General features: G+C 60.9%; 27 protein-coding genes and 1 pseudogene. 6 read left to right on the top strand and 22 right to left on the bottom strand.

Annotation, left to right across the window (positions count from 1 at the left end):
* Nucleotide 1: 1 nt before the first annotated feature.
* On the bottom strand, nucleotides 2-1,276 hold the full coding sequence (locus tag V1283_RS11865; protein ID WP_334386675.1) for an MFS transporter: 1,275 nt from the start codon (nucleotides 1,274-1,276) through the stop codon (nucleotides 2-4).
* A gap of 38 nt (nucleotides 1,277-1,314) precedes the next feature.
* The gene (locus V1283_RS11860; protein WP_334386674.1) at nucleotides 1,315-2,061 is read right to left on the bottom strand and encodes an SDR family NAD(P)-dependent oxidoreductase; all 747 of its coding nucleotides are present in this window, start codon (nucleotides 2,059-2,061) and stop codon (nucleotides 1,315-1,317) included.
* A 182-nt stretch (nucleotides 2,062-2,243) separates the two neighbouring features.
* On the opposite strand from V1283_RS11860, the gene V1283_RS11855 reads away from it, so the two are divergent.
* Nucleotides 2,244-3,188 carry a LysR family transcriptional regulator gene (locus V1283_RS11855; RefSeq protein WP_334393033.1) on the top strand — a complete coding sequence of 315 codons (945 nt, stop codon included), beginning with the start codon at nucleotides 2,244-2,246 and terminating at the stop codon, nucleotides 3,186-3,188.
* A gap of 36 nt (nucleotides 3,189-3,224) precedes the next feature.
* On the opposite strand, the gene V1283_RS11850 is transcribed toward V1283_RS11855, so the two are convergent.
* The 6 genes from V1283_RS11850 to V1283_RS11825 form a co-directional block, all read right to left on the bottom strand.
* Entirely contained in the window at nucleotides 3,225-4,283 is a 1,059-nt protein-coding gene (locus tag V1283_RS11850; protein WP_334386673.1) for an SDR family oxidoreductase, read from the bottom strand.
* 111 nt (nucleotides 4,284-4,394) lie between these two features.
* Nucleotides 4,395-4,763 (bottom strand): DUF427 domain-containing protein, encoded by a 369-nt coding sequence (locus tag V1283_RS11845; RefSeq protein ID WP_334386672.1) that lies wholly within the window; start codon nucleotides 4,761-4,763, stop codon nucleotides 4,395-4,397.
* 42 nt (nucleotides 4,764-4,805) lie between these two features.
* Nucleotides 4,806-5,510, bottom strand: coding sequence for a flavodoxin family protein (locus V1283_RS11840; RefSeq protein ID WP_334386671.1), 705 nt, complete (start codon nucleotides 5,508-5,510; stop codon nucleotides 4,806-4,808).
* A gap of 49 nt (nucleotides 5,511-5,559) precedes the next feature.
* Nucleotides 5,560-6,444 carry an alpha/beta fold hydrolase gene (locus V1283_RS11835; RefSeq protein WP_334386670.1) on the bottom strand — a complete coding sequence of 295 codons (885 nt, stop codon included), beginning with the start codon at nucleotides 6,442-6,444 and terminating at the stop codon, nucleotides 5,560-5,562.
* Nucleotides 6,441-8,117 (bottom strand): flavin-containing monooxygenase, encoded by a 1,677-nt coding sequence (locus tag V1283_RS11830; protein WP_334386669.1) that lies wholly within the window; start codon nucleotides 8,115-8,117, stop codon nucleotides 6,441-6,443. Before V1283_RS11830 ends, V1283_RS11835 begins: the two co-directional genes overlap by 4 nt.
* A gap of 32 nt (nucleotides 8,118-8,149) precedes the next feature.
* Nucleotides 8,150-8,896: an SDR family NAD(P)-dependent oxidoreductase gene (locus V1283_RS11825; protein ID WP_334386668.1), complete on the bottom strand. Its 747-nt coding sequence runs from the start codon at nucleotides 8,894-8,896 to the stop codon at nucleotides 8,150-8,152.
* Between the two features lie 159 nt (nucleotides 8,897-9,055).
* Here V1283_RS11825 and V1283_RS11820 point away from each other — a divergent pair, with 159 nt between their 5' ends.
* Together V1283_RS11820 and V1283_RS11815 are read left to right on the top strand one after the other, a co-directional pair.
* Nucleotides 9,056-10,036 carry a LysR family transcriptional regulator gene (locus tag V1283_RS11820; RefSeq protein ID WP_334386667.1) on the top strand — a complete coding sequence of 327 codons (981 nt, stop codon included), beginning with the start codon at nucleotides 9,056-9,058 and terminating at the stop codon, nucleotides 10,034-10,036.
* Nucleotides 9,982-10,185: pseudogene (locus tag V1283_RS11815) on the top strand (helix-turn-helix domain-containing protein); the annotation flags it as partial. The gene V1283_RS11820 and the pseudogene V1283_RS11815, both read left to right, overlap by 55 nt.
* A gap of 147 nt (nucleotides 10,186-10,332) precedes the next feature.
* On the opposite strand, the gene V1283_RS11810 reads toward V1283_RS11815, so the two are convergent.
* Nucleotides 10,333-10,992 carry an HD domain-containing protein gene (locus V1283_RS11810; protein WP_334386666.1) on the bottom strand — a complete coding sequence of 220 codons (660 nt, stop codon included), beginning with the start codon at nucleotides 10,990-10,992 and terminating at the stop codon, nucleotides 10,333-10,335.
* Between the two features lie 40 nt (nucleotides 10,993-11,032).
* On the opposite strand from V1283_RS11810, the gene V1283_RS11805 reads away from it, so the two are divergent.
* Nucleotides 11,033-11,182 (top strand): hypothetical protein, encoded by a 150-nt coding sequence (locus tag V1283_RS11805; RefSeq protein WP_334386665.1) that lies wholly within the window; start codon nucleotides 11,033-11,035, stop codon nucleotides 11,180-11,182.
* Between the two features lie 74 nt (nucleotides 11,183-11,256).
* Here V1283_RS11805 and V1283_RS11800 read toward each other — a convergent pair whose 3' ends face one another.
* From V1283_RS11800 to V1283_RS11760, 9 genes are all read right to left on the bottom strand, one after another.
* The gene (locus tag V1283_RS11800; protein WP_334386664.1) at nucleotides 11,257-12,636 is read right to left on the bottom strand and encodes an aldehyde dehydrogenase family protein; all 1,380 of its coding nucleotides are present in this window, start codon (nucleotides 12,634-12,636) and stop codon (nucleotides 11,257-11,259) included.
* Between the two features lie 96 nt (nucleotides 12,637-12,732).
* On the bottom strand, nucleotides 12,733-13,161 hold the full coding sequence (locus V1283_RS11795) for a nuclear transport factor 2 family protein (protein ID WP_334386663.1): 429 nt from the start codon (nucleotides 13,159-13,161) through the stop codon (nucleotides 12,733-12,735).
* Between the two features lie 35 nt (nucleotides 13,162-13,196).
* Nucleotides 13,197-14,207 carry a zinc-binding dehydrogenase gene (locus tag V1283_RS11790; protein ID WP_334386662.1) on the bottom strand — a complete coding sequence of 337 codons (1,011 nt, stop codon included), beginning with the start codon at nucleotides 14,205-14,207 and terminating at the stop codon, nucleotides 13,197-13,199.
* A 263-nt stretch (nucleotides 14,208-14,470) separates the two neighbouring features.
* Nucleotides 14,471-15,394 carry an AraC family transcriptional regulator gene (locus V1283_RS11785; protein WP_334386661.1) on the bottom strand — a complete coding sequence of 308 codons (924 nt, stop codon included), beginning with the start codon at nucleotides 15,392-15,394 and terminating at the stop codon, nucleotides 14,471-14,473.
* A gap of 250 nt (nucleotides 15,395-15,644) precedes the next feature.
* The gene (locus V1283_RS11780; protein WP_334386660.1) at nucleotides 15,645-16,031 is read right to left on the bottom strand and encodes a nuclear transport factor 2 family protein; all 387 of its coding nucleotides are present in this window, start codon (nucleotides 16,029-16,031) and stop codon (nucleotides 15,645-15,647) included.
* Nucleotides 16,032-16,211: 180 nt separating this feature from the next.
* The gene (locus V1283_RS11775) at nucleotides 16,212-17,312 is read right to left on the bottom strand and encodes a helix-turn-helix domain-containing protein (protein WP_334386659.1); all 1,101 of its coding nucleotides are present in this window, start codon (nucleotides 17,310-17,312) and stop codon (nucleotides 16,212-16,214) included.
* A 78-nt stretch (nucleotides 17,313-17,390) separates the two neighbouring features.
* On the bottom strand, nucleotides 17,391-17,786 hold the full coding sequence (locus V1283_RS11770; protein ID WP_334386658.1) for a tautomerase family protein: 396 nt from the start codon (nucleotides 17,784-17,786) through the stop codon (nucleotides 17,391-17,393).
* Between the two features lies 1 nt (nucleotide 17,787).
* Nucleotides 17,788-18,474 (bottom strand): alkylmercury lyase family protein, encoded by a 687-nt coding sequence (locus tag V1283_RS11765; RefSeq protein WP_334386657.1) that lies wholly within the window; start codon nucleotides 18,472-18,474, stop codon nucleotides 17,788-17,790.
* 10 nt (nucleotides 18,475-18,484) lie between these two features.
* The gene (locus V1283_RS11760; RefSeq protein ID WP_334386656.1) at nucleotides 18,485-19,126 is read right to left on the bottom strand and encodes a cysteine hydrolase family protein; all 642 of its coding nucleotides are present in this window, start codon (nucleotides 19,124-19,126) and stop codon (nucleotides 18,485-18,487) included.
* Between the two features lie 167 nt (nucleotides 19,127-19,293).
* Here V1283_RS11760 and V1283_RS11755 point away from each other — a divergent pair, with 167 nt between their 5' ends.
* A complete protein-coding gene (locus tag V1283_RS11755) occupies nucleotides 19,294-19,926 on the top strand; it encodes a TetR/AcrR family transcriptional regulator (RefSeq protein ID WP_334386655.1) in 633 nt (210 codons plus the stop codon).
* Nucleotides 19,927-20,072: 146 nt separating this feature from the next.
* A complete protein-coding gene (locus V1283_RS11750) occupies nucleotides 20,073-20,336 on the top strand; it encodes a hypothetical protein (protein ID WP_334386654.1) in 264 nt (87 codons plus the stop codon).
* Nucleotides 20,337-20,699: 363 nt separating this feature from the next.
* Here V1283_RS11750 and V1283_RS11745 read toward each other — a convergent pair whose 3' ends face one another.
* From V1283_RS11745 to V1283_RS11730, 4 genes are all read right to left on the bottom strand, one after another.
* The gene (locus V1283_RS11745; protein WP_334386653.1) at nucleotides 20,700-21,068 is read right to left on the bottom strand and encodes a DUF427 domain-containing protein; all 369 of its coding nucleotides are present in this window, start codon (nucleotides 21,066-21,068) and stop codon (nucleotides 20,700-20,702) included.
* A 58-nt stretch (nucleotides 21,069-21,126) separates the two neighbouring features.
* A complete protein-coding gene (locus tag V1283_RS11740; protein ID WP_334386652.1) occupies nucleotides 21,127-22,095 on the bottom strand; it encodes an alpha/beta fold hydrolase in 969 nt (322 codons plus the stop codon).
* A complete protein-coding gene (locus V1283_RS11735) occupies nucleotides 22,044-22,481 on the bottom strand; it encodes a GlcG/HbpS family heme-binding protein (RefSeq protein ID WP_334386651.1) in 438 nt (145 codons plus the stop codon). Before V1283_RS11735 ends, V1283_RS11740 begins: the two co-directional genes overlap by 52 nt.
* Nucleotides 22,482-22,593: 112 nt before the next feature.
* Nucleotides 22,594-23,337, bottom strand: coding sequence for an SDR family NAD(P)-dependent oxidoreductase (locus V1283_RS11730; protein WP_334386650.1), 744 nt, complete (start codon nucleotides 23,335-23,337; stop codon nucleotides 22,594-22,596).
* Between the last annotated feature and the right edge of the window lie 123 nt (nucleotides 23,338-23,460).

The following is a 23,460-nucleotide window of genomic DNA, read 5'->3' as shown; positions in this document are numbered from 1 at the left end:
CTTATGTCGATGCAGGCGAGGCGGCGGATGGGGTTATGGTGGGCTTCCTCGTTGCGAATACGAGCGTGGCGACATTCATCAGAATGATGGCTGCCGCACCGAGATCGACGGCTAGACTAAGCCCCCTCGCCGTCGCGAGCGCGCCGAGAGCGAGTGCGAGCGCGCCCATCGACAGGTAACTCAGGAGATAGAGCGCGGCGAGGATGCCGCCGCGGTGACGCTCAGGAGCCGCCACGCTGATCACTTGCAGACCGCCGACAAACAACAGGCTGTATGCGCCACCCGCAGCGGCCGTCGCCAGCAAGTAGATAACCAGATCGCGCATGCTGACTGCGAGGATGAGCAGCACCATGCCCGCACTGGAGATCAGCGCGCCGACAATCAGCGCCCGCCGTGGCGAAAGCGGCCGAGCCACGATCCCGATCGCGCCCATCACGATGGGAAACAATGAAAGGACGGCGCTGTTGAGAAGGGCGTTGGGCGAGCCGATCAGGTCATGCTCGACCTGGCCGCCGAGCGAGAGCACCAGGACGCCGAACGCATAGGCCGCGATCATCGCGGTCGATGTCATCGCGAAAGCCTGACGCACTTCCTTCGGAACGAATGGCATTCTCGAGCGCCAGTCGCCGCCCCTACCGCCGGGCGTATGACGCGGCAAGAGCCACGTCCCAATCAGAAGGACGATGAGGAAGACCGCAAGCACCCAGAAGCAAAGGTGGGCCGGCCATGGCCCGTATTGCGTTAAGGCGCCACCGAGCAGCAAAGCCGTGGCGAAGCCAATTGCCTGCGCCCCCATCGTGACCGAGGCCGCGCTCTTCGCGCGTTCCGGGCTCGTGAACTCCAGGATCGCGGCAGTCGACGGGCTCGCAGCAAGGCCGACGCCGATGCCCATCAGCGCACGTCCTGCGAATACCCACCACACGTCGGGTGCGACCGCAAACAGCAGCGCTCCGGCGAGCGAAGCCCAGAGCCCCGCCAACATGGTCATGCGGCGGCCAATCTGGTCGGAAATGCCGCCGAAGCCGAGCAGCATGACGACGACGGCGATCGGATAGATGGCGAAGATCGCCGCTATCACCGTATGGGTGAGATGCCACTCCTCGGCATAAAGCCCGTAGGTGAGCGCGGGCGCCGCGCTTGTCCACAGCGTATGACCGACCACGCCCGCCGACACCAAGAGACTCGCGCGGCGCCCGAGGGCGAACCGCCCGCCCGCCGGAGGCTCGGTCCGGCCCGCCACGGTATGACGAACGGACGCCGATGCTACCTTGATCATTGCGAGCTTTGCGATGTTCTGTTTCCGGGGTGCAGAATTTATGAAGCGGTCTTGCCACCGTTCACGGCAATTATCTGGCCGGTGATGAACGACGCCTTGGAAGACGCGACGAACACGATGGCATCGGCGATCTCCGTAGGCGTGCCCACACGCTTGAGCGGCACGCCTGCGATCAGTCCGGCCTTTCGCTCGGCAGAGCCGGTGAACCGGTCCAGCATTCCGGTTTCGACGGGACCGGGCGCGACCGCATTGACGCGAACGCCCGATGCCGCACCTTCGAGCGCCGCGGATTTCGTCAACCCTTCGACCGCGTGCTTACTCGCGGTATAGAGCGAGGCGCCCGGCGCGCCGCGATGGCCCATGGTCGACGACAGGTTCACGATGCTGCCGCTGCCCTGCAGCTGCATCACCCGCATCTCATGCTTCATGCTGAGCAGCACGCCGAGCACGTTCGTGTCGAAGGTGGCCGCGTAGCTTTCGGCGGTCTGCTCCGTCACCGGACCGGGCTTGCCTTCGGTGCCGGCGTTGTTGACCGCCACGTCCAGCCGGCCGAAGCGGGCCATGGTCTTGTCCACCAGGTTGCGGACGTCGTCTTCATGGCGAACGTCGGCGCGGATGAATTCAGCCTCAACGCCGAGGGCGCGGAGCTCCTGAGTCAGGGCTTGTCCCTCCTGGTCGCGGCGGCCGGAGACAACAATCCGGGCGCCCTCCTGGGCGAAGGCCAGCGCCGTGGCACGGCCAATGCCGGTCAAGGCGCCGGTAATCAGGACAACGGGGGTGGTCATATGCAGTTTCTCCTTTGAGTAAGATATTGCTGAAAAGCCTTGCTTGGCAGGTCATTCCGACTAAGGGTTTGGGACACCGCGGCGCGGTTTGGCTCGCGACTTTCAGGTGAAGTAGGTGGTTCTGGCGGAAAGGAGAAAGACTTTGTATGATCCCTGCCATACTTTGAAGGCATGACTTAAACATAGAACTGCGTCATCTGCGCTATTTCATTGCGGTGGCTGAGGAAGGCAGCCTGACGCTGGCAGCCGAGCGGCGGCTTCACACCGCCCAGCCGTCGCTCAGCCGGCAGATCCGCGATCTGGAGCTGGCGGTCGGCGCCCAACTATTGATCCGCGGTCCGCGTGGAATCGAACTGACCCCGGCAGGCCGCGCCTTTCTCGATCATGCCCGTCTGGCGCTGTCGCAGGTGGAGGTGGCGGGCGAAGCGGCGCGGCGGGCGGCCCAGGTCGCCAAGGAATCTTTCGTTCTTGGATTTCTGACCGGGCACGAGGTGAATTGGCTTCCCGAAGCCCTTAGGATTCTCCGCGACGATCAGTCAAACATCGAAGTCATCGTGCACAGCCAGCTATCGCCTGACCTTGCGAGGGGGCTGCTGCAGGGCAAACTTGACGTGGCCTTTCTCCGGCGGGAAGACCACGTGCCAGGCTTGGCATTCAAGCTGTTGACCAAAGAGCCCCTCGTCGTCTTTCTACCCAGCGATCATCGCCTCGCCACGCACGTTACGATTCGTCCGCAAGAAATTCCGCGTGAAACCTTCATCAGTGTTCCCAAGACGACATCACCTGCTCTCAGGGCCGTTATCGACGGCTATGCGGCGCGCGCCGGACTCGATCTTACTCCCGACCATGAGGTGGATAATATTTCGATGGCGATCTCAATGATCGTATCCACGCGTGGCATCGCGTTGCTGCCGCTTTATGCGCGAAATCTTCTTCCGCCATCGGTCGTCAGCCGCCCGTTGCGAGGCGAAGCGCCGACCATCGATCTGGTGATCGGCTATAACAGGGCAAACACGTCCTCGCTTCTCAAAGTGTTCCTCTCCAAGGTGGACGACCTGATCGCGCGCGGAAGAAGAAGCATGCCGAACGTGGACTCACCCGAAAGTCCGGCATCCCGGCGCAGCTGACACCGCGACATGACCCATCGAGCGCAAGTTGGCAGGTCACGGAATGATCCGCTCACGCCGAAAATCCGAGAACATCCGGAAAAACATTTCCTCGGTGTCCACCAGGTCGTGGAATCCGAAACGGCGGGCCTTGCTGGTATCGGAGACGATATCGTAGTCGGAAGCGAAGACGCCGTCCGGGTAGCCCCAGGCCGCGATCTCTTCGAAGCGGAACTTCTGCAATCCGTTCTTTTCGACGATTTTTTCCCACACCGGCCCCTTGTCGGCCATGGACCGCGCAAGGTTGATGTGGCGTGGCGGAGCCAGCTCCATCCCGAAGAAGTTGGCGAATCTGGGCCACAGGTTCTGCCACCTGATGAGATCACTGTTGGTGATGTTGAAAGCCTGGTTGGCGCATTTCGGATCGGTCGTCATCCACTCGACGGCCCTTGCCAGAAGAGCGGCGTCCGTGCACTGATAGAGCGCGGTATACGCACCTGGCTTGCCCGGAAAGCTGAGAGGCAGCCTCAGCGCCTTGCAGATGTTGGCATAGACAGCGATCGCCAGAGTCAGGTTCATCGGTCCTCCCGTGGAGAAACCGCAGACCGCGTGCGGACGCCCGACCGACCAGGTCCAGCGCTTTCCTTGCTGGAATTCTTCGAGAAAGTCCTGCTGGTCGTAATAGAAATTCGGCGGCATGTGCCGCGGATCGTCCTCCCTGGTCGGGGTCTTGTAGGGGCCGAGGTGATTTCCGTACCACCTGGTGCCCTGAGAGAGATGAACATGCTCGAGCATCGGTGAAGCGGCCTCGACGGTTTTGACGAGGTTGAAGAACATGTTGGCGTTCGCCGAAATCGTCTCACCGGGATCGGAGCGCTCCGTGATTGCCAAATACAACAGGTGCGTGATGTTCGTAAGCGGCCCAAGTTTGGCCTGGCAGTCGGCCGGATCGAGAAGATCCACGGCGATGTGCCTGTAGTCGCCACCAATCCGCGGCTTGCGGCGCGACACCGCAATGACATCCCAGCCGCCCTGCTCAAGCAGGTGAGCCAGCATGTAGCCGCCGGCCAGGCCGGAGGCTCCTGTGACAAGTGCGGTACGCTTTGCCTTCGTCATCTGTTCTTTCTCCTTGGGGTCACCCGGCGTGAGAGGGAGCCGAAATTTCACTCCGAACGGCCCGGCACCGCCTTCATCGACATGCCATCAAAGCCAGCTCGCGAGCGCCGGTTAACTGATCTCGTCGACACGGTCCGGGTAAAAGGCGACGTATTCCTTGATCTGCGCCATCGCTTCAAACGGCGTCTCATACGTCCACACTGCGTTGCGTGAACGATCCCCGCCCGCCGGAATGCTGTAGTAGGACGCGTCGCCCTTGTAGGGGCAATAGGTGGTATGTTCGCTGCGTGTGAGAGCGGCCATATCGACGTGGCGGCGGGGGATATATTGAACGGGCGGATAGGACGCCTCGCGAAGCGTCAACGCATCGCGGGTATCGGCGATGATCTTTCCGGCGACTTTGACCACGACGCGAGACGGGTTCGGTTCGATCGAAATCGGGTGATCGGGCCCCGGTATCTTTATCAGCTTGTCAGCCATCGTCTGTGTCCTTCTGATTTGGAATCGGGTCGGCGCGAATCCTTAGGCGGTGACCAGTCCAGTGGTGCCTCGATTGCGTTTGGATGCCATCACGCCCCGGCCTTCCGGATCCTGATTGTCGGCACCACCGGAAACGCCGCGATTGGCTCGCCGGCCGAGCGTCGCCCGGCCAGCCGATAGCTCCTGCGCGACCTCGGCCACTCGGCGGCCGAGAAACTCCGCAGTCCGAAGATCGGACGACGGCGGCGCGACGTCGCCGCTCTGGTCCATGTCGGCCTGGCCAGCCATTCCAAGCGTGTAACTGTCGCGGTTGAGGATATCCTCGTTGGTGTAGGAGCGATTATTCCCGTAATTCATCCCGAGATTGACCCAATGCATCTGGTGCTGGGCGGCAAATGTCATGAGCTGGACCAGCGAGTTCTGCTTGTCGCCGCCGCGGGACGCGCCATTGGTGAAGCCTGCGGCGATCTTGCCCTCCCAGCGCTTCTCGGCATATTGGAGGTGCGAGGTCGCATCCATGAACGCTTTGAACGGTGCCGACAGGCTACCCATGTAAGTGGGCGCTCCCATGATGATGGCGTCTGCACCATCGAGAAGCTCCCATCGGCCCGGCGCCTTTTCCGCTGCAACAAGCTCCACGCTCGCGCCATTGATGGCTGCTGCGCCACGCGCGACTGCCTCGGCGATCTTCACCGTATGACCATATCCGCTGTGATAGACGACGACGATTTTCACTAGAACTGACATGGGTGCTCTTGAGTCGGGGTTAGGTTTCACGAGTGGCACAAGCGTCGTGTCAGAAGCATTCAATGCGGAAAGTTTCATCGTGCTTCCTCCTAGATAGGAACAGCGAAACGTGCCGGACGAACCGCTTGGGGTATTGGTACTGTGAGCCGTGATTGGCGTCGGAATAGAGGATAAGCTCGGCGTTGGGCAGGTGCTGCTGCAGGATGAACGAGTTCACGGAGTTGATGATCACGTCCTTGCCACCATTGACGACCAGCGTCGGCTGACGGATCGACTTCAGATATTCGAACGCCTTCTCCCGTGGCGCGCCCCATTCGCCGATCGCCTCAATCTGGGCAGGCGCGACCTTCTCGTTGACCTCGGGGTCGCGATTCGCCGTTCGCAGCCGGAAGCGCTTGAGGAACTCGCGGCCCGCGGCCTGGCTCTTCTCCGACTTGCTGAAATGCACGCGAAGCCAGAGATGATCCGGCTCTTCATAGGTGGCGCCGAAGATTTCCTGCGCCTCGGGCGTGAGCGTGGCCATGCCCTCGCCACCGCGTGGGCCGGTACCGACCAAGACCAGTCGCCACACGAGGTCGGACGCCTGAAGGGCGATTTCCTGCGCGACAAAGCCGCCGATCGAAAACCCGAGCACATCGACTTTCGCCAGGCCCAGCACCTTGATGAACGCCACGGCGTTGGCGCCCATTTTTTCGATCTTGGTCGGCACCTCGCCGGAGGAACTGGATACGCCGGCATTGTTGAACAGGATGACCTCACGGTCCCCGGCTAAACCGTCGGTCACTGCCGGATCCCAATGATCCATGGTGCCGGTGAAGTGCTGGTTGAAGACGAGCGGCACGCCGGCAACTTTGCCAAAGCGGCGATAGGCAAAACGGATGCCGTTAGCTTCGACGAACTGCGTCGGCGCGGTCTGGTGATTGTGCTGGCTCATTTGGATTTCCTGTTGCAGCGATCCAAGCCGAGGTGTGAGGGACCGATCGCGAATCCCTCGTACTCTCGCTCGGCGCTTTCGTTGCATTTCGCCATGTATGTCGCGAGGCCACCAGCGAAGGACAGCATCTCACGCCGCTTGCCGGGAATGTTCGCGCCGAGATACCAGGAGTCGGCGCGCGGGAAGAGAGTTGCATCCGCCAGAGCATTTACCTGCGCCCGCCATGCTTCCTCCGCGGGAGCCGTCGCCTCGAACCGCGCCCAATCGCGTTGTCGAACGTGGTCCAGCATCTGAGCGATCCAGTCACCCTGAAGCTCTGCGCAAGTCGGCCCATTGGCGAAAGCATTCGGGCTGTGCGGGCCATAAACGAAGAGGAGATTCGGAAAGCCCGCCGCGGCCATTCCGAGATGGGCGCGCACACCCTTGGCCCACTTCTCCTTCAGCGTCTCGCCCTGCGTGCCGTGGATATCGATGTTGGTCAGGCCGCCCGTGACAGCATCAAAACCGGTGGCCAACACAAGAATATCCAGGTCATGCTCGCCAGCCGTCGTCTTGATCCCGCTACGCGTCACTCCTTCGATCGGGGTTTTGCGGAGATCGACAAGGCTCACGTTGGACTGATTGAAGATATCAAAGAAGTTCTGTTCGAGGGAGGGTCGCTTGGTGCCATAGGGATGAAGCGGTTCTGTCGGCGCGAGAATCTCGGCAACAGCGGGATCTTTGATCCGCGCCCGCGTTTTGTCGCGCCAGAAGTCATAGGCGGCGCGGTTCGATTGTTCGTTGACAAGCAAGTCGTTGAACGAGCCAACCCACGGCGCAAGGCCTCCGATCTCCCAAACACGTTCGAATGTCGCTCGCCGCTCGTCTCCGGACACCTCGGACGCTGACTTTTCGAGGGGATCGTAGTCGAACCCCCCGAACGACGTTCTGCGCTTCTGATATGCGAGCGGATAACCCTCCTTCATGCGGCGGATTGTGTCGTCGTCGAGTTTCCTCTGTCGCATCGGCAGAGCCAGATTGGGCGTGCGCTGGAAGACGGTGAGATGGGCCGCCACGGCAGCGGCCTCTTGAGCCACCTGCACGCCACTCGCTCCTGTACCGATGACCCCAACCCGCTTGCCGGCCAGGTCGAGACCCTGCTGCGGCCAAAGCGCGGTGTGATGGTGCTCCCCGGCAAAATCGACCAGGCCTGGCAACTCCGGCACGTAAGGCTTCGAACCTAAGCCGGTGCACAGCACGAAATAACGAGCCCTCGTGACGGAGCCGTCGCTGGAGCGGACCGTCCAGCGATTGTGCGTCGGGTCGAACTCCGCCTCGTTCACGCGCCTGTTGAACCGAATATCCCGACTAAGGTCGAGTTTTTTGTCGACGTAATGGAAATACGCGCGAATCTCCTGCCACGAGGGATATAGCTCGCTAAACTTCCAATCTCGCCACAGATCGTCGCGCGAAAATTGATACATCGGGCCGGGAGAATCGACTCGCGCTCCCGGATAACAATTCCAATACCAGACGCCGCTAGGACCATCCCCGGCCTCAAACACCTGGACGGACATACCCATGCCACGCAGACGGTCCAGAAGATGGAAACCGGCAAATCCCGCGCCGACAATAATGACATCGAGATCTTCGGTCTCGGCCTTGGCCGTTCGTTTCGTCGCGGTTGTACTCATATGATCAATCCCCTTGAAGATTCGCCGACGGATCAATTGGCGCTGTGTCCACCGTCAACGTTGAGGACGTGACCCGTCATGAATCTGGCTTCGTCCGATCCCAGGAAGACGATACCGTCGGCGACCTCCTCGGAGAGTCCGAGCCGACCCAACGGAACCTGCGTCGCCAAAGCCGCCTTGTTCTCGGCGGTGCCGGTGAAGCGGGTCAGCATCCCGGTGTCCGTGGGGCCTGGTCCAACGGCGTTGACACGAATTCCGGATTTGGCGACTTCGAGCGCTACCGACTTGGTGATGCCTTCGACGGCGTGCTTGGCGCCGACGTAAATCGAGGCGAAAGCCGCACCTTTGTGGCCGTAGGTCGAGGAGATGTTGATGATGCTACCGCTCCCCTGGGCCTGCATGGCGCGCACTTCGTGCTTCATGCTCAGGACCACGCCGAGAACATTGGTCTCGAACGTGGCGGCGAAGCTCTCGGCGGTCTGGTCCGTGATCGGACCAACCTGGCCTTCGGTGGCGGCATTGTTCACCGCGACATCGAGACGGCCAAACCGTGCGACCGTTTTGTCGACCATGGCGCGTACATCGTGCTCCTTGCGGACGTCGGCGTTGATGAACTCGGCCTCCGAACCCAATGAGCGCAGCTCCTTGACGAGCTCCTTGCCGACCTCATCACGCCGACCCGCAACAACCACCTTTGCGCCCTTCCTGGCGAAGGCGACGGCAGCGGCGCGGCCGATACCGGTGAGGCCACCGGTGATCAAAACAACGGGCCTATCCATGATCATCTCCATGATTAGTTTTGATTTTCAGCCTGGGACCCGCGGTAAGACGGTCTCTTGCCGGTCTGTCTCTTGAAGCGTTGGTTTCAGAGAATTGGACGCGCCGGGGAGTATGCAGTAGACTTTGGCCTGGAACATCATTTGTGAAATGAAATCACAGTGGCCCGACTGGATGTAAATCGCTCCGGCGAGATGGAAGTCTTCGCGCGGGTCTTCGAACTCGGGGGGTTTTCCGCCGCGGCGCGCGCGCTTCGCATGACGCCTTCGGCGATCAGCAAGCTTGTCGGCCGGCTCGAGACCAGACTCGGCGCGCGGCTGGTCAATCGCTCAACGAGGACTCTTCAGTTCACAGCAGAAGGGCGATTGTTTTACGAGCGGAGCATAAGACTGCTTGCCGACATGGACGAGGTCGAGCGGTCCGTGGCGGAAGCCGAGATCCCGAAGGGAAAGATCAGAGTGAGCGCCAACATCCCGGTGGGGCGACAGCTAATGTTGCCGATCGTCCCCGCTTTCCTGGAGGCCTACCCGAAACTCTCCTTGGAGATATCCCTGACGGATCAGGTGATCGACCTGCTGGAACAGCGGACCGATGTTGCGCTGCGCAGCGGTCCGCTCAAAAGCTCCCAGCTCATCGCGCGCAAGCTTGGCGCTGCGCGGATGATAATCGTCGGCTCACCAGGCTATTTCGCTCGATACGGCATTCCGAAAACGCCGGACGAGTTGACGCAGCATAATCGTCTTGGCTTCAACTACGCGCGAGCGACAAAGGGCTGGCCGTTGATGGACAAAGGCGTGCAGAGAACGATTCCGCCCTCGGGGAATGTTCAGGTCAGCGATGGCGACGCGTTGCGGGCGCTTGCCATCAGCGGCGTCGGACTTGTTCGGTTGGCCTCTTTCATAGTCAGGGACGATGTCGCGGCCAATCGGCTTGTCCCCATACTTGAAAAGTTCAACCCCGGCGACATCGACGAACTGCATGCTGTCTATCTTGGGCAGGGTGGGCTCCTGCCGATCCGGATCCGCGTCTTCCTGGAGTTTCTGGCCCAGCACATCAAAATCGGCGAGGGTCGGCCTTCCAGGGAGGCGGACAATCACCCGCCAAGGCGATCGAAAATCTCCGGCTCGAAGCCGCCAGACTGATGCTCGAGCACGGCCGACTGTCTGCCGAAGAGACCGCCCGTGCAACCGGATTCGGCGATCGCGAGCGGATGCGCCGTAGCTTCCTGCGCACCTTCGGACCAACACCGCAAAGCATACGCAACGCTTCGCAGCCGCTTGTCACTATTTAGGTCCGCTAGTTCGTGGACGGTCTCTCGTCGAGATGAACCTCGAGACCGAAACGAACAACCGGGCGCACAGCAGAATCAACGTAACCTCAGATCGCAGGCGCACAGCTGAGAGTGCGAGCCCTTCGGCGGACGACTTTGGCCGTCGGGTCATTCATCAAACGGCGCAGCGGACATGATTTGCGATGCCGTCGGAATTGTCTTGCCATGCAACGTGCAGCCGGCGGTGCGCGCAACATCGTCGGTCCAGGTCAAGACTTGTGCAGCGGGGTTGTGCTGGCAGTGTTCGACCAGGAGATCGCGGAATTGCGATTTGAACGTCATCCGCAGGTATTTTTCGAGGATTTCATCGAGAACCTGCGGCGGCACCTGATCAAGGCCCAGACCCAGAAAGTCGAGACCGGCGCCGAGATGGACCAGTGCTATCTCGTCCGCCAGCCGGGTCGATATTCCCGGAGAGGTATGCAAAGCGATCGCCTTCCAAACCAGATCCGCACGCTCCGGCGACACCTGATGCTTCGCGCAGAAATCGCGCGCAGCATCCGCGCCATCGATTTCAAACCGACTATCGCGACGGTAGGGAGGGATCAGCCCGAGGTCGTGCAAAAGCGCGGCGCAAAACGCGGCTTCTTCGTCAGCCACCGGCCGGCCGAGGCTTCTGACGGCAAGACTGCCGAAAATGTAGGTTCGAAGACAATGCGTGCAGAGAAATTTGGGCGAACTGGATTCCAAAAGGTCCACCGCGGCAATGCACAGCGCGGTATCCGGAATTCGAACACCGGCCACAGATTTCAAGCGCGCCAAGGTCATCTCCCGCTCCTAGGATTGAGTCATTCATCCGTCTATGCCCATGGCGGCCTGCCGCAGGGCCTCCGACCGCGTCGCGATGGCGGTCGCAGGTTCGGGCGACATCCTCGCTATCGGCGTGAAACTCTATGGCGAGGCAGACCTCGGCGATGAGTTCGCTTACCTGCGCGCCAATCACGTGCAATGCGGGTAACCGCCGACCCCGCTGCCGATCACGACGACATCATAATTGGCAGCTGCCTCAGATGGGGCCGGGGCAAGATCGCCTCAGTACTCGAACCATCCTGCAAGCTGCCGGTTCTTTTCTTCGGTAAAGGGCGAGTAGAGATGTTCGATCGCGACGTCGGGCGCGGAGATCAGCATCGACTTGGCGTGGGTAAGGGCATCGAAGCCATACTTGCCATAGTAGTGGCCCATCCCGGCGGATCCGGTACCGCCGAACGGCATGGTCTCAACGAACAGGTGAACGTTCACCAGATTCACGCCGCCTCCACCAAAGGACAGCTGGCCGATAAACCGGTCGATGGTTTGCTGATCGCGGCTGAAGATAAAGCCGGCGAGCGGACGTCCCGTTTTCGCCATCCGCGCCATCGCCTCATCGAATGACTTATAGGTCAGGATCGGCAGGATGGGTCCGAAGACCTCGTCCTCCATGATCTTGTCATGCCAGGTGACGGGATAAAGAAGCGTGGGATCGAGGTAGTGCGCATCGCGGTCTGACTTGCCGCCGGCGATCACCCTGGCGGGATCGATGAGCGAGGCCAGCCGGTCAACCGTACGGGCGTTGATGATGCGCGAGTAGTCGGAGTTGGATTTCGGGTCATTGCCGAATAGCTCACCCAATGCCTTCTTGGCCTCGGAGGCGAAGGCGTCCGCCACGGACTCATGGACATAGGCGTAGCCCGGCGAGGTGCACCATTGGCCGCCCCAGGCCATCGCACCCCAGACGATCTTCTTCGCCGCATCGGGAATGTTCGCGGTCTCGTCGACGATCGCCGGGTTCATCCCGCCGAGTTCGAGCAGAACCGGCGTGAGGTTTTTCGCGGCCGCCTGCGCAACGATCTTCCCGACAAAGGTGCTGCCGGTGAAGAAAATGAAGTCAAACGAGAGCTTCAGGAGCTCGGTGTTTTGGTCCTTGCCGCCGGCCACCATGGTCACGGCGCTTGGGTCGAAATATTTCGGGACAAGGTCAAGTAGCACTTTCGTCGTTTCCGGGAGTGCTTCACTCAGCGTGAGAATACAGGTGTTTCCGGCCGCGAGCGCCGCGAGCGCGGGGCGGATCAGCAGGAGCAAAGGTCCGTTGAACGGTCCGATGATAAGCGCCACGCCGTAAGGCTCGCGATAGATCATCCCCTTGTGGCCGGTTTTGGCCAGGAACTGTGGCACCGGTGCTTCGACCGGCTTCATCCACTCTTTCAGCTGGCTCTTCTGGACCTCGCTCTCGCCAGCCGATGCCGCTGTCTCGAAGATGTATTCCTGCGAGGCCGTCTTGAATTCCTTCGCCATCGCCCGCTGGAAGCGCGCCTCGTTCTCCCCGATCATGCGGGCCATGCGATCGAGTTGGTCGACGCGCCATTCGTAGCTGCGTGTGATCCCGGTGGCGAAGAGCGCCTTCTGGGCATCGAATATTTTCTGAAATTGATTCATCGGAACCTCCGCCAGACGTCAGAATTGCCCACAGACTTTTCTCAGCGACGCGACGCGGTACGCTGCATCTTCTCGACAGGACGTCTTCGGGTGCGCTCACAGAACGCTCGCCTTAATGGCGTTGATGGCGGTGTTGTCCCAATAACAATCCAGGCGCATGATTTTGCCCTCCGCGCTGTAGCGGATGATGTAGGCGTGGGCGATGCGGTCGGACTTGCCTTTCGTTACAAGGCCAGGGACATCCGCCGGCATGGCGCCGCCGAGCAACGCCTGTACGACGACGATGTTGCCTTCGCCCTGGATCATCTCAACTACCTCGACTCCGAAATCGGGCACTGATCCCAGCAGGCCGCGCCAGATTTGTTCAAGGCCACCCCGGATCGGCATGTGGCTTTTCTTGCCGTAAGGAAGATACCGTCCTTGCGCGCCGTCAGCGCAAAGAGCCAGCATGCCGTCGACGTCATGACCGTCGTAGGCGGCGAAAAACTTTTCGGTGATCGCCTTCAGATCCAGGCTGCTGCTCATATAACCCCTTGGGCTGCTGTTGATGGCGGTGAGGCCTACACCATGGTCAGGACCATCCGAAAACGGGCTTCGCCCGACATCATCCGCGCATAAGCTTCCGCCGCCCGTTCGAGCGGCATGGTCTCGACCATCGCGGCGACGTCGCTCATCGCACTGAATCTGAGCGTCGCATCGCCCGCCCGCGGGGTGCCCGTCAGGGCGCCGTCGACGCCAAGTTGCTTGAAGAGAAGCTCGAATGCCGACACCTCGATCGGCTCATCGGTCGCACCGAGCGAAATCACCACGCCACCGCGCCGCAGGCCACCGAGGGCAGCGGCCACTGCCTTGCCGCCCGACGCCGTGGCCAGCACCACCTGCGCGCCGCCAAGCTTTTGCAGCTCTTTTGCGACGTCGGCTGCGGAGCTGTTCAAATAGTGATGCGCGCCCAGCTCTTTCGAAAGATTGGCGCGGTCGTCGCCGCGGTCGATCGCCACAACCTCGAAACCCATGTGACGCGCGTATTGCACGCCGAGATGACCAAGTCCGCCGACGCCGAACACCGCAACCAGGTCTCCTGCCCGCGCTGGCGCGTTTCTGAGTGCGCTAAAGGTCGTAAGGCCAGCGCATAGCAGGGGCGCCGCATCGACCGAGGAGAGGTCGTCCGGCACGGCAATCAAGCCACTCGTCTTGGCGATCATCATCTCGGCGTAGCCGCCATCGTGCTGCACACCGGTGTAGCCCTGGTTGGTGCAGTTCACGAGATCGCCGTCGCGGCAATAGTCGCAGTATCCGCAATTGCCGCCGAGAAAGCCGACACCGACCCGTTGATCCAGCTTCCAGCCCTCAACGCCCTCTCCGATCGCGTCGATCCGGCCGACCGCTTCGTGGCCGGGCACCCTCGGCCACTCGATCGGCAGGACTCCCTCCACGGTCGCGGAGTCGGAATGGCAGACGCCGCATGCTTCGACGCGGATGCGAACATGACCAGCTGATGGATCGAGCACTGGCTTTTCAGTCAGCTCCAGCTTTCCAGGACTGACCGCCTGCACCGCGCGATAGGTGGACATTTTTTTTCCCACTTCTCCCTCCGCTGCTCGCTGCTGTAATTGCAGTAATCAGAATTCTACCGAGCCGGCATACCCCTGGGCCATGCCATTGGGCCACGTTTCCTGCCAAAATGTGAGTCGGTGCGGTTTGGGCATATCCCACTCCGCTTCTGACACTCCCGGTACTTCGTAAAGCTACGCGATCCGGCGTGCGCGCTCTTGTAAAAACGAAACATCCTTGGTCTGTTCGATTCGAATCGAGTAGGACCACGGCTGCTGTTCGCCTATTCAGGCCTTCGGAGTAATTGCTGTCGCCGCCAAGCGCCTGGGGAGATACCACGCAGACGCGTATAGGCCTTCGTGAAATGGCTTTGATCGGCAAAACCGCAGACGCGTGCGATCTCGGCGAGCGAGAGCCTACGGTCGAGTAATAGTCCATGCGCCTCATCAACCCGATGTTGAAGTAGCCATTGGTGCGGCGACAGACCCGTCGAACGCCGGAACGCGCGAGCGAAATGCCCGGCCGATAACGAGCACTCCGTCGCAAGCTGCGCAAGAGAAACATCTCTCTGAAGGTTTGCGCTCATGAACTCTTTTGCCCGCCGTTCCTGCCATGTGGCGAGACCGCCTCGCGAGGGCACGGTGACGCTTCTCATGCCTCCATACGCGTGGGCGATATGAGTGGCTAAAGCCAGGCTTATATGGTCGGCAAAGAGCCGGGAGACCTGCTCAGGGTTATCGAACGCCGGCAAAAGCAGTTGCGTGAGTTCCCCTACAACGTGGTCCATGACGCCCACGCCTGGAGTAAACTTCAGATCGGAAATCCTCGGTGCGTCAGCGTCGTCCGCGATCGCATCCAGAGTCTTCCGCTGCAGATAAAAATTCACGGAGTCGAGAGGGTCGTGGAAATAGAACCGTGGGCCTTGGCGCATGTCGTGAAACACGACGCCGCCTGCATGGAGCGGGTCGGTCTTTATCGGCTTGCCGTCCAACCAAAGTTCGCGGGAATTCTTTCCGTGTATCTGTATGACGATCATATAGGCGTCGTCGCGAGGCGACGGGTTGGTCACGGCGTCACAAGGCATGTCGAGTTCGCACCGCGTCGCCGCCAGGGAATTCTTTTGAATAGTCTTGATGACTGGAGCGTGCTCATCGGACAGCCGCAATATGTGCTGCATTCGCCTGTTGAAGATATCTCGCTTTGCCATCACACTCTCCGGGCCGCCCAAGTCGATCCTCACCACTCCTCAGGCCGGGAATTTATCGCCGAACATCGGGAGACCGCTGCGCGACTGTTCCCACGTGGGCTCGTCCTGGATGACGTCCCATTTTTGCTATATAGACCGCTAGTCCGCTTGAAGAAGACTTTGTAGGCTGGCTCCATGCTCGCGAGACATGGATGTTGTGATGGGGCTACCGCGCTGCACTATGACGACGCAGTCGTGATGGCGTCGTCCGTCACGATCTGCTACGGATCGGGCTGAACATGGAGTTGCCGCTCGCCGTTGCGGCCGCGGGCACTTCTTCCTGCATCACGTCCCAGTGCTCAACCAGCTTGCCATTCACCACGCAGAAAATATCGACAGCGATCATGGGTTTCGGTCCCCAGCCGACATAGCGGCCGTGCACCATCACCAGATTGCTCTCCGCCACGACCATGCCGGGCTCGTAGGAAAACTCCTTGCTCAAGCCGGCAATCAGGCCAGGAATGGCTGTCCGACCGCTGGGAATGACGGGATTATGTTGAATGTAGTCAGGGGCAAAATAGCGTTCTACCACGCTCGGATCCCGGTCGATGAAGACGCCGGTCAAAGCGCGAAGGGCGATGTGTTTCGCGTCTTCCATTGGTCCGCTCCATCGCTCAATGTTGGAGAGGGAATCTACAGGGCCTGCGACACCCCGGACCATGCCATCCGTCCCACGTTTCGTGCCAAGTATGGGATTGGAGCCGGTCTCGCGGTCAGGCCGGGATTCGACCACCCTCCACTTTCAAGGACACACAACATCGTCCCGCCTTTATGCCCTTCAGCGCACCGATCGAAAGCGCTTCCTGTAAGAGGTCGGGCTCACGCCCAGGCGTCGCTGAAAGAGGCGACGAACGATTTCGGCGCTGGTGAAGCCGCACCGCTTGGCGATGGTCTCGAGCTGATCCTCGCTATCCTCAAGAGCACGGCGCGCTGCATCGAGGCGGGCGCCTTCTACAAAAACACCGGGCGGCGCACCCGCCTCTCGCTCGAAGTTGCGGACGAAATTGCGTGGACTCATATGCACTCGTTCTGCAAGCGCTTCAACTGTAAGATCAGTATCGAGGTGGTCGAGAATCCAGCGCTGCAGTTCGGCGATAGGCCCGTCGCCATCGAGCTGGGCTGCGAGATGAGCGCTGAACTGCGACTGGCCCCCGGGGCGCTTGAGGAACAGCACCAGCAGCCGGGCGGTTGCAAGTGCCACGTCGCGACCGAGATCGTCCTGCACCAGCGCCAGGGCGAGATCCATCCCAGCGGTCATGCCAGCGGTCGTGTAGAAGCGGCCGTCTCGCAGAAAGATCGGATCGGGATCGACCTTGATCGTCGGATAGCGTCGCGCCAACTCATCGCAGAAGGCCCAATGCGTCACGGCGCGGCAACCATCTAGCAAGCCGGCTTCCGCGAGCAGGAAAACGCCGGTGCAGATTCCGCCCACTCGGCGAATTCCTCCGGTGGACTGCCTGAGCCAGTCGACACAAGGCCGGGAGGCGGGGTTGTTGATCCCGGGCGAGCCCGCCACGATCAGGGTATCGAGCTCGAAAGGTGCTGCCGTCGCAATCGAGCGCGTCGCGTTCAAGCTAACACCACTAGATCCGTCAATCGCTCCGACGTGCTCGGACCAGATTTCGACCTCGTACGGTTTAGCGCACCGTGGTGAGCGCTCGGCAAGAACGAGATTGGCGGCGGCAAAGACTTCAAGCGGCCCGACAGCATCGAGCAACGCGACACCCGGATAAGCGAGAATAGCCACGTGGCGTGGTTCGAACTCGCTTGCGGGGGCATGCCTGATGGGTTGAGGCAGCCCCTCCTTGGCGAAGCGCTTGCAGAGCTGCGCACCCAGCCCCCGATCCGGGCCGACGCCCATGATTGCGGCCTTATGCATTAGGTCCTCCAATAGTGCCGACCCGAACCGTACGACGACGGGCCAGCCGGATGAAGTTGGATCGGGCACAGAGACTATTCAAGCCGAGATGTGCGCCCGCTGCGCGAGTCCTTGGCCAAAGGAGATGTTCTCGCCGGGCATCTCGTAGATCAGGACGACGAGATCGTCCGGTCGCAGGCCGACTTTCTCCACGACGAGCCGGTTCAGCGCGGCGAGCAGCGCGAGGCGCTTATCCTTCGGGCGACCAGAGATAAAAGTCAGCTCGAGGAGGACAAAACGCTCGCTGTACGTGCAGCCGACGAAGGCGGGCGTATGGACGAATTGTCCTTTCGGAAGAACGTGCGTGATGCGGAAGTAGTCCTCCGGCGGGACCAAGAGCACTTCCTCGAGTGCGGCCTGCACGGCCGTCCCGATCGTGGCAAGCTCGCTATCCCTAAACGCACCTTCGTGCACATGGATCTTAGCTACGGGCATATCAAAAACCTCCTTCGGTTGTGGGAATTTCCCAGAAATCGCCGACGAGCCCGACTTTGCGGAAAATCCCGGCGGCTTCTCGCACGGTCCATTTTCGCCAGTCCGGACAGGCGTGGCGCGCGTACCACTCCCTTCCGAGATCCATGACCTGGACTATCGGCGCCACGGCCCCCATCGGAATGCCGTGGCGGTCGCACCAAGTCCGGACGTCCTCGGGACTGCGGAACGGCAGGACGGTCGCGCAGAAATGGTGAACGCAGTCCCAGGCGTTCCGCGGCGGCAACGCGAAATGGACCCACAGATCGGATTCGCGCACCCTGCCCTTCTCGACATGGATGTCTACGTCCTCGCCCTCGCCGCCGATCCGCGTGTGGATGGTCGCGTCGCCGCCGACGAGCGTAGCGACTCCGCAGGCGCACCACATGCAAGTGGCCCACCATCCCCGGTCACCGCTCTCGACCCATGTCGCGGTCGGAGAGGCGGAGAACGGATGGATGACCCAGGGCTCGCAGACGTGCGTGTGCAGGACGACGCCGTGCGAGTCGGCGAGACTTTGCAGAGCGCACCGGACGCCTTCGACCGGAACGCCGAGCCGCTCGGCGACCTCGCCCGAATTCGGAATGCGCCCGGTCGCCAGCAGCGGCTCCATGTACCGATAGTGGACCGCGGTCTCGATGTCGTCAGTCACGCTCTTCCTCTTAGGCCGCAGCAGCAGCCGGGGACGCCTTGATCGCCTTGAGCAGCTCGGCAGTCGTCAGGATTTCGTGCGCGTAGGTCGGGCCATCGATGTTCAGAGCGGCGTGATAGGCTTCGGGCGACCTGGCCGCGGTGGCGTCGCGCACGAGCGTGACGTGGAAGCCGAGTTCCATTCCGATGCGCGCCGTCGCCTCAATGCATGTGTTGGCGAGCAGGCCCACGCAGATGATCTTTTCCTTGCCGTAGCGCTTGAGCTGGTGCTCGAGATCGGTGTTCGGAAAGCCGCTCGACGCCCAGTGTTCAGTGATGACGATGTCGCCCTCCTGGACCTGAAAATCATCGTGAAAGGTGCCGCCCCATGTGCCTTTCGCAAAAGCCTGACGCTCGCCGGCGCCCAGTTGATAGGGCGATGGATACTTCCAGTTCACGTAATCGCCCGGTTCCCAGCGGTGATGGGGCACGTGATAGATCTTGATGCCGGCCTCGCGGGCCGTGCGCACAATGGTGCGCAGGTTGTCGAGAAGATTGACCTCCTTCGCCATGTCCTTGACCCAGGGCCAGAGCTTGCCGCCTTCGCTCAGGAAATCGTTGTAGAAATCGACGCAGAGAAGCGCCGTGATCTTGGGGTCGTAGGTCGTGATCATGAGGTGTTCCTTCGTCGAAAGGGCACGCCTGAGGCCTTCCAAAAAAATAGATAACGCATATAATCTATTTTGGCTAATCACGATTGTTTGCAGGGCGGCGGTTTCTTCGACTGCCGACGCCGGCGTACGGTCACGAATCTCGATCGAGTTCGGAAAGGAACGACACCATGGGTCGCTCATCGCACGAGCAGGCACAGAAGAACCGGCAGAGGATCGTGGAGTGCGCCTCTCGCCTCTTCCGCGAGTTCGGCGTGGACAACGTCTCGGTAGCCGAGGTCATGAGCGCCGCAGACATGACGATAGGCGGCTTCTACAAGCATTTCGAATCCAAGGACGCCCTGGTTGAGGAGGTCTTCTCTCTTACCTTCGAGCAATCCTCGGCTACTTGGCGCCAAGTTTCCGAACGCAAGTACGACGATCCAGGTCTTCGATCGGCCGCCATCGTCGACTACTATCTGAAGAAGAAAGGGGCCGGTCAGGCTTGTCCGATGATCGCCTTCGCGCCCCACGTGACGTCCGAGGCCGCCGACGAGTCTTCACGCCAATCCTACAGGAACGGGACGGAAGCCCTGTACTCGCAGTTTCTCGATCACCTGGCGAAGTCCGGCACGGCGAACGGCGCGTCCTCCGATCAGGAAGCCAAGGTCCTGTTCGCGGCGATGATCGGGGCAAGACTCCTCGCCCAAGCGGTGGGGGACGCGGAATGGGTCCGTTCGCTGAAGAGCGCCGTAAGAGCTGAGGCCGCCCAGGGCGCGGCCTCGCTGGAAGTTGCGCCTGCACCTGCCAGAACCGTACGATAACGGCCGCCCGTCGCCGCCGTCGCCCCATGGCGATCATCGGGTCAGCGACGGTTTTTCGGCTACGGCTCCGGTGCCGACGAGACTGAGGTCAAGGCTTTGGAGCCGGGCAGCTTCTACACCGAGCCGGCCGATGCACCGCATTCGCCTTGACCCAGGATGAGCCTGCGACCGTCAACATCACCGGATTTGGTCCCGCCGACACGCACTACATCGACGCCGCCGCCGATCCCGACGTCCCTAACCCTTTAGCGCGATCGCGGCGTGCGGCCATATCGTCCTCTGTCAAGCGTGCAGCAAGGCAAGCGCTTCAGGTCCTGTATGGTGGAACTATGCTGAAAGCGACCGGCGCGGAAGAAACGACATTCAAGAAGGCTGCCGGTAGCTACAAGCGCTCGAGAAGGCTTGTTTAGAGGCCGGCCGGTGAGCATGGCGTTCAATAGGGTGTTAAATCGCGCAAAATCGTAGAGTAGCGTAGAAAATCGGAGCGGGTGAAGCGCGCCGATTCGAACTATCCGATCGGATTTGTAGTTCTACATCATACAGTTAGGCGAACAACCGATTTTTGTGTTGGACGTTTTGTTGGACGTCTTGTTGGACGCAGTTGGGCCCGACGAACTATTGTTTATCGCTTAGCTGAAGACGTCGAGGTCGGCCTCCGGTCGGTTCGTGTACGCATAATCCCGTTTGTTGAAGAGTGTATTGAATGCTTCGAGGACAAGCGTTTTATTCCTTTCCTCCTTCGACGCCATCTTTCATGCTCCTTCCTCTCGCGGTTAGCTGATCTCGTCAACCCGGTCCGGGTAGAAGGCGACGTAATCCTTGATCTGCGCCATCGCTTCAAATGGGGCCTCATAAGTCCATACCGCGTCGCGTGAACGATCACCACCAACGGGAATGCTGTAGTAGGAAGCGTCGCCCTTGTAGGGGCAATACGAGTTGTGTTCGCTGCGTGTCAGCGCGGCCATATCGACGTCCCGACGGGGGATATACTGAACGGGCGGATAGGACGCCTCGCGAAGTGTCAACGCAGCGCTTGTGTCGGCGATGATTTTTCCGCCGACCTTGACCACGACGCGAGACGGGTTCGCTTCGATCGAAATCGGGTGGTCCGGCCCCGGAATCTTCACTTGCTTATCAGTCATGACTTGTCTCCGTGTTGGCAGGTGCAGGTACTTACTATCGCGCTCTCCGAATGTGTGCTCATGGCGCTTGTTCTTCGGACAAGAACAGAGAGACGTGCTGGACGAACCGATCGGGATATTGATACTGCGAGCCGTGGTTAGCGTCCGGATAGAGGATCAGCTGCGCATTCGGGAGGTGCCGCTGCAGAATTGAGGAGTTCACCGAATAGATGATGACGTCGTTGTCGCCATTGATGACGAGAGTCGGCTGGTGGATCGATTTCAGATAGTCGAACGGCTTCTCGCGCGGTGCGCCCCATTTGGTGATGGCTTCGATCTGGGCTGGCGCAACTTTTTCGTTGACCTCAGGATCGCGGTTCTGCGCTCGCAGGCGGAAGCGTTTGAGGAACTCGCGGCCTGCAGCCTGACTTTTCTCGGACCGCGTGAAATGGACCCGAAGCCAAAGATGATCGGGGTCGTCATAAGTGGCGCCGAAGATTTCCTGCGCCTCCGGCGTGAGGGTCGCCATGCCTTCGCCACTGCGCGGGCCGGTGCCGACCAGGACCAGGCGCCTCACGAGGTCGGGCGCCTGAAGAGTGATCTCCTGCGCGACAAAGCCGCCCATCGAAAATCCGAGCACATCGACCTTCGGCAGTCCAATCGCCCTGATAAAAGAGACGGCGTTCGTCCCCATTTGTTCACAGGAGGTCGGAACCTCGCCGGAGCTGCTGGAGACGCCGGCGTTGTTGAACAGGATCACCTCCCGCGTCTTTGCGAGGCCATCCGTCACCGCCGGATCCCAATGGTCCATCGTCCCCATGAAATGCTGGTTGAAAACGAGCGGCACCCCGCCCGACTTCCCGAAGCGGCGATAGGCGAAGCGGATGCCGTTGGCCTCGACGAACTGTGTTGGTGCGGTCTGGTGGGCGTGAGTCATGTCCTGGCGCGGATGAGACATTTCTGGACGGGTATGAATCACCATGATCTGAGCTCCAATTATTCGTCCCGCATCGCATCGGGCACGAGCGCAAGGGCTGCTTTCGCGCAATCGACGTCGTGCTGCACGGTGGGGGCCCCGCTCACCCCGATTGCCCCGACGACCTCTCCGCCCACCTTGATGGGAAACCCTCCTCCGTACGCCGCCACACGCGCAAGCGTGGGGATCCCGGCCAGAAGCGACGGGTCGCGCTGGATGAAGTTGAAAAAGTCCTGCGTGGAGACGCCGAACAGAGCCGTGTACGCCTTGTTCTGCGCAATCTCGATGGAAAGGATCGGGGCCCCATCCATCCGGCTAAAGGCCTTGAGATTGCCGCCGTCATCGAGAATCGCGATGTTCTCGGCGACCCCCATTTGTCTGGCTTTCGCCACCGCTTGATCGACCATCTTCTGTGCCAGCTCGGAAGAAATGCTGTGCTTCGTCACTACGTTGCCCATCGGGCTCCTCCCACTATTTGAAATGCGTTGCACGCCAATCAGGTTTGGTCGCAACAATCGACTGCCGTGACCAAGCCGGATCGATGAAGCGCGAACGAGAAAGCCCTCAGAGTCAGTGGCTCTTGCCGCCATCGACGTGGAGGACATGGCCGGTGATGTAGGAGGCTCCCTCCGACGCGATGAAGACGATCGCGTTGGCGATTTCTTCCGCGAGCCCGAGGCGCGCCATCGGAACGGTCGCCGTCAGCGCCGCCTTGTTCTCCGGCGTGCCCGTGAAGCGGGTCAACATGCCGGTGTCGATCGGGCCAGGCGCCACCGCATTGACACGTATCCCCGACTTCGCGAGCTCGAGCGCCACCGACTTGGTGATGCCTTCGACGGCGTGCTTGCTGCCGACATAGATCGGGGCCCCCGCCGCGCCCTCGTGCCCATAGGTCGAGGAGATGTTGATGATGGTCCCGCTGCGCTGTCCCTGCATGACGCGCGCCTCGTGCTTCATGCTCAGGAGTGCGCCGAGAACATTGGTGTCGAACGTCGCGGAATAGCTTTCCGCGGTCTGCTCCGTGATGGGGCCGGGTTTGCCTTCGGTGCCGGCATTGTTGACCGCGATATCGAGGCGCCCGAAGTGCTCGACGGTGCGGTCGACGAGACGACGGACATCGTCTTCCTTGCGCACATCGGCCTGGACGAATTCTGCTTCGGCACCGAGCGAACGCAGTTCACGAACCAGTTCTTGGCCGGCATCCGGCTTTCGCCCGGAAACGACGACGCGATTGCCCGCTTTCGCGAACGAGACCGCCGCAGCGCGGCCGATGCCCGTGAGGGCCCCAGTGATGAGAACGACTGATGAGGACATGACTATCTCCTTGATAAGAAAAGATTTCTGTGGCCGCCGTCGCCAACCCTGTGTTGTGAGAGAGGTCGGTTGCGGCGTTGGCCCCAAGATGCGCGCTCCCGGACGTTTGAAAAATAGGCCATA

Origin of the sequence: Bradyrhizobium sp. AZCC 2262, from assembly GCF_036924535.1 — a bacterium.
Classification (GTDB): domain Bacteria; phylum Pseudomonadota; class Alphaproteobacteria; order Rhizobiales; family Xanthobacteraceae; genus Bradyrhizobium.
The sequence above is the reverse complement of the archived record's forward strand: the minus strand, read 5'-3'. Positions and strand labels throughout refer to the sequence as shown.

What these genes read in the sequence shown, in the direction of transcription:
- V1283_RS11865 (WP_334386675.1), bottom strand. Translation starts at nt 1,276, where the DNA reads ATGATCAAGGTAGCATCGGCGTCCGTTCGTCATACCGTGGCGGGCCGG.
- V1283_RS11860 (WP_334386674.1), bottom strand. Translation starts at nt 2,061, where the DNA reads ATGACCACCCCCGTTGTCCTGATTACCGGCGCCTTGACCGGCATTGGC.
- V1283_RS11850 (WP_334386673.1), bottom strand. Translation starts at nt 4,283, where the DNA reads ATGACGAAGGCAAAGCGTACCGCACTTGTCACAGGAGCCTCCGGCCTG.
- V1283_RS11845 (WP_334386672.1), bottom strand. Translation starts at nt 4,763, where the DNA reads ATGGCTGACAAGCTGATAAAGATACCGGGGCCCGATCACCCGATTTCG.
- V1283_RS11840 (WP_334386671.1), bottom strand. Translation starts at nt 5,510, where the DNA reads ATGTCAGTTCTAGTGAAAATCGTCGTCGTCTATCACAGCGGATATGGT.
- V1283_RS11835 (WP_334386670.1), bottom strand. Translation starts at nt 6,444, where the DNA reads ATGAGCCAGCACAATCACCAGACCGCGCCGACGCAGTTCGTCGAAGCT.
- V1283_RS11830 (WP_334386669.1), bottom strand. Translation starts at nt 8,117, where the DNA reads ATGAGTACAACCGCGACGAAACGAACGGCCAAGGCCGAGACCGAAGAT.
- V1283_RS11825 (WP_334386668.1), bottom strand. Translation starts at nt 8,896, where the DNA reads ATGGATAGGCCCGTTGTTTTGATCACCGGTGGCCTCACCGGTATCGGC.
- V1283_RS11810 (WP_334386666.1), bottom strand. Translation starts at nt 10,992, where the DNA reads ATGACCTTGGCGCGCTTGAAATCTGTGGCCGGTGTTCGAATTCCGGAT.
- V1283_RS11805 (WP_334386665.1), top strand. Translation starts at nt 11,033, where the DNA reads ATGGCGGCCTGCCGCAGGGCCTCCGACCGCGTCGCGATGGCGGTCGCA.
- V1283_RS11800 (WP_334386664.1), bottom strand. Translation starts at nt 12,636, where the DNA reads ATGAATCAATTTCAGAAAATATTCGATGCCCAGAAGGCGCTCTTCGCC.
- V1283_RS11795 (WP_334386663.1), bottom strand. Translation starts at nt 13,161, where the DNA reads ATGAGCAGCAGCCTGGATCTGAAGGCGATCACCGAAAAGTTTTTCGCC.
- V1283_RS11790 (WP_334386662.1), bottom strand. Translation starts at nt 14,207, where the DNA reads ATGTCCACCTATCGCGCGGTGCAGGCGGTCAGTCCTGGAAAGCTGGAG.
- V1283_RS11785 (WP_334386661.1), bottom strand. Translation starts at nt 15,394, where the DNA reads ATGGCAAAGCGAGATATCTTCAACAGGCGAATGCAGCACATATTGCGG.
- V1283_RS11780 (WP_334386660.1), bottom strand. Translation starts at nt 16,031, where the DNA reads ATGGAAGACGCGAAACACATCGCCCTTCGCGCTTTGACCGGCGTCTTC.
- V1283_RS11775 (WP_334386659.1), bottom strand. Translation starts at nt 17,312, where the DNA reads ATGCATAAGGCCGCAATCATGGGCGTCGGCCCGGATCGGGGGCTGGGT.
- V1283_RS11770 (WP_334386658.1), bottom strand. Translation starts at nt 17,786, where the DNA reads ATGCCCGTAGCTAAGATCCATGTGCACGAAGGTGCGTTTAGGGATAGC.
- V1283_RS11760 (WP_334386656.1), bottom strand. Translation starts at nt 19,126, where the DNA reads ATGATCACGACCTACGACCCCAAGATCACGGCGCTTCTCTGCGTCGAT.
- V1283_RS11755 (WP_334386655.1), top strand. Translation starts at nt 19,294, where the DNA reads ATGGGTCGCTCATCGCACGAGCAGGCACAGAAGAACCGGCAGAGGATC.
- V1283_RS11745 (WP_334386653.1), bottom strand. Translation starts at nt 21,068, where the DNA reads ATGACTGATAAGCAAGTGAAGATTCCGGGGCCGGACCACCCGATTTCG.
- V1283_RS11735 (WP_334386651.1), bottom strand. Translation starts at nt 22,481, where the DNA reads ATGGGCAACGTAGTGACGAAGCACAGCATTTCTTCCGAGCTGGCACAG.
- V1283_RS11730 (WP_334386650.1), bottom strand. Translation starts at nt 23,337, where the DNA reads ATGTCCTCATCAGTCGTTCTCATCACTGGGGCCCTCACGGGCATCGGC.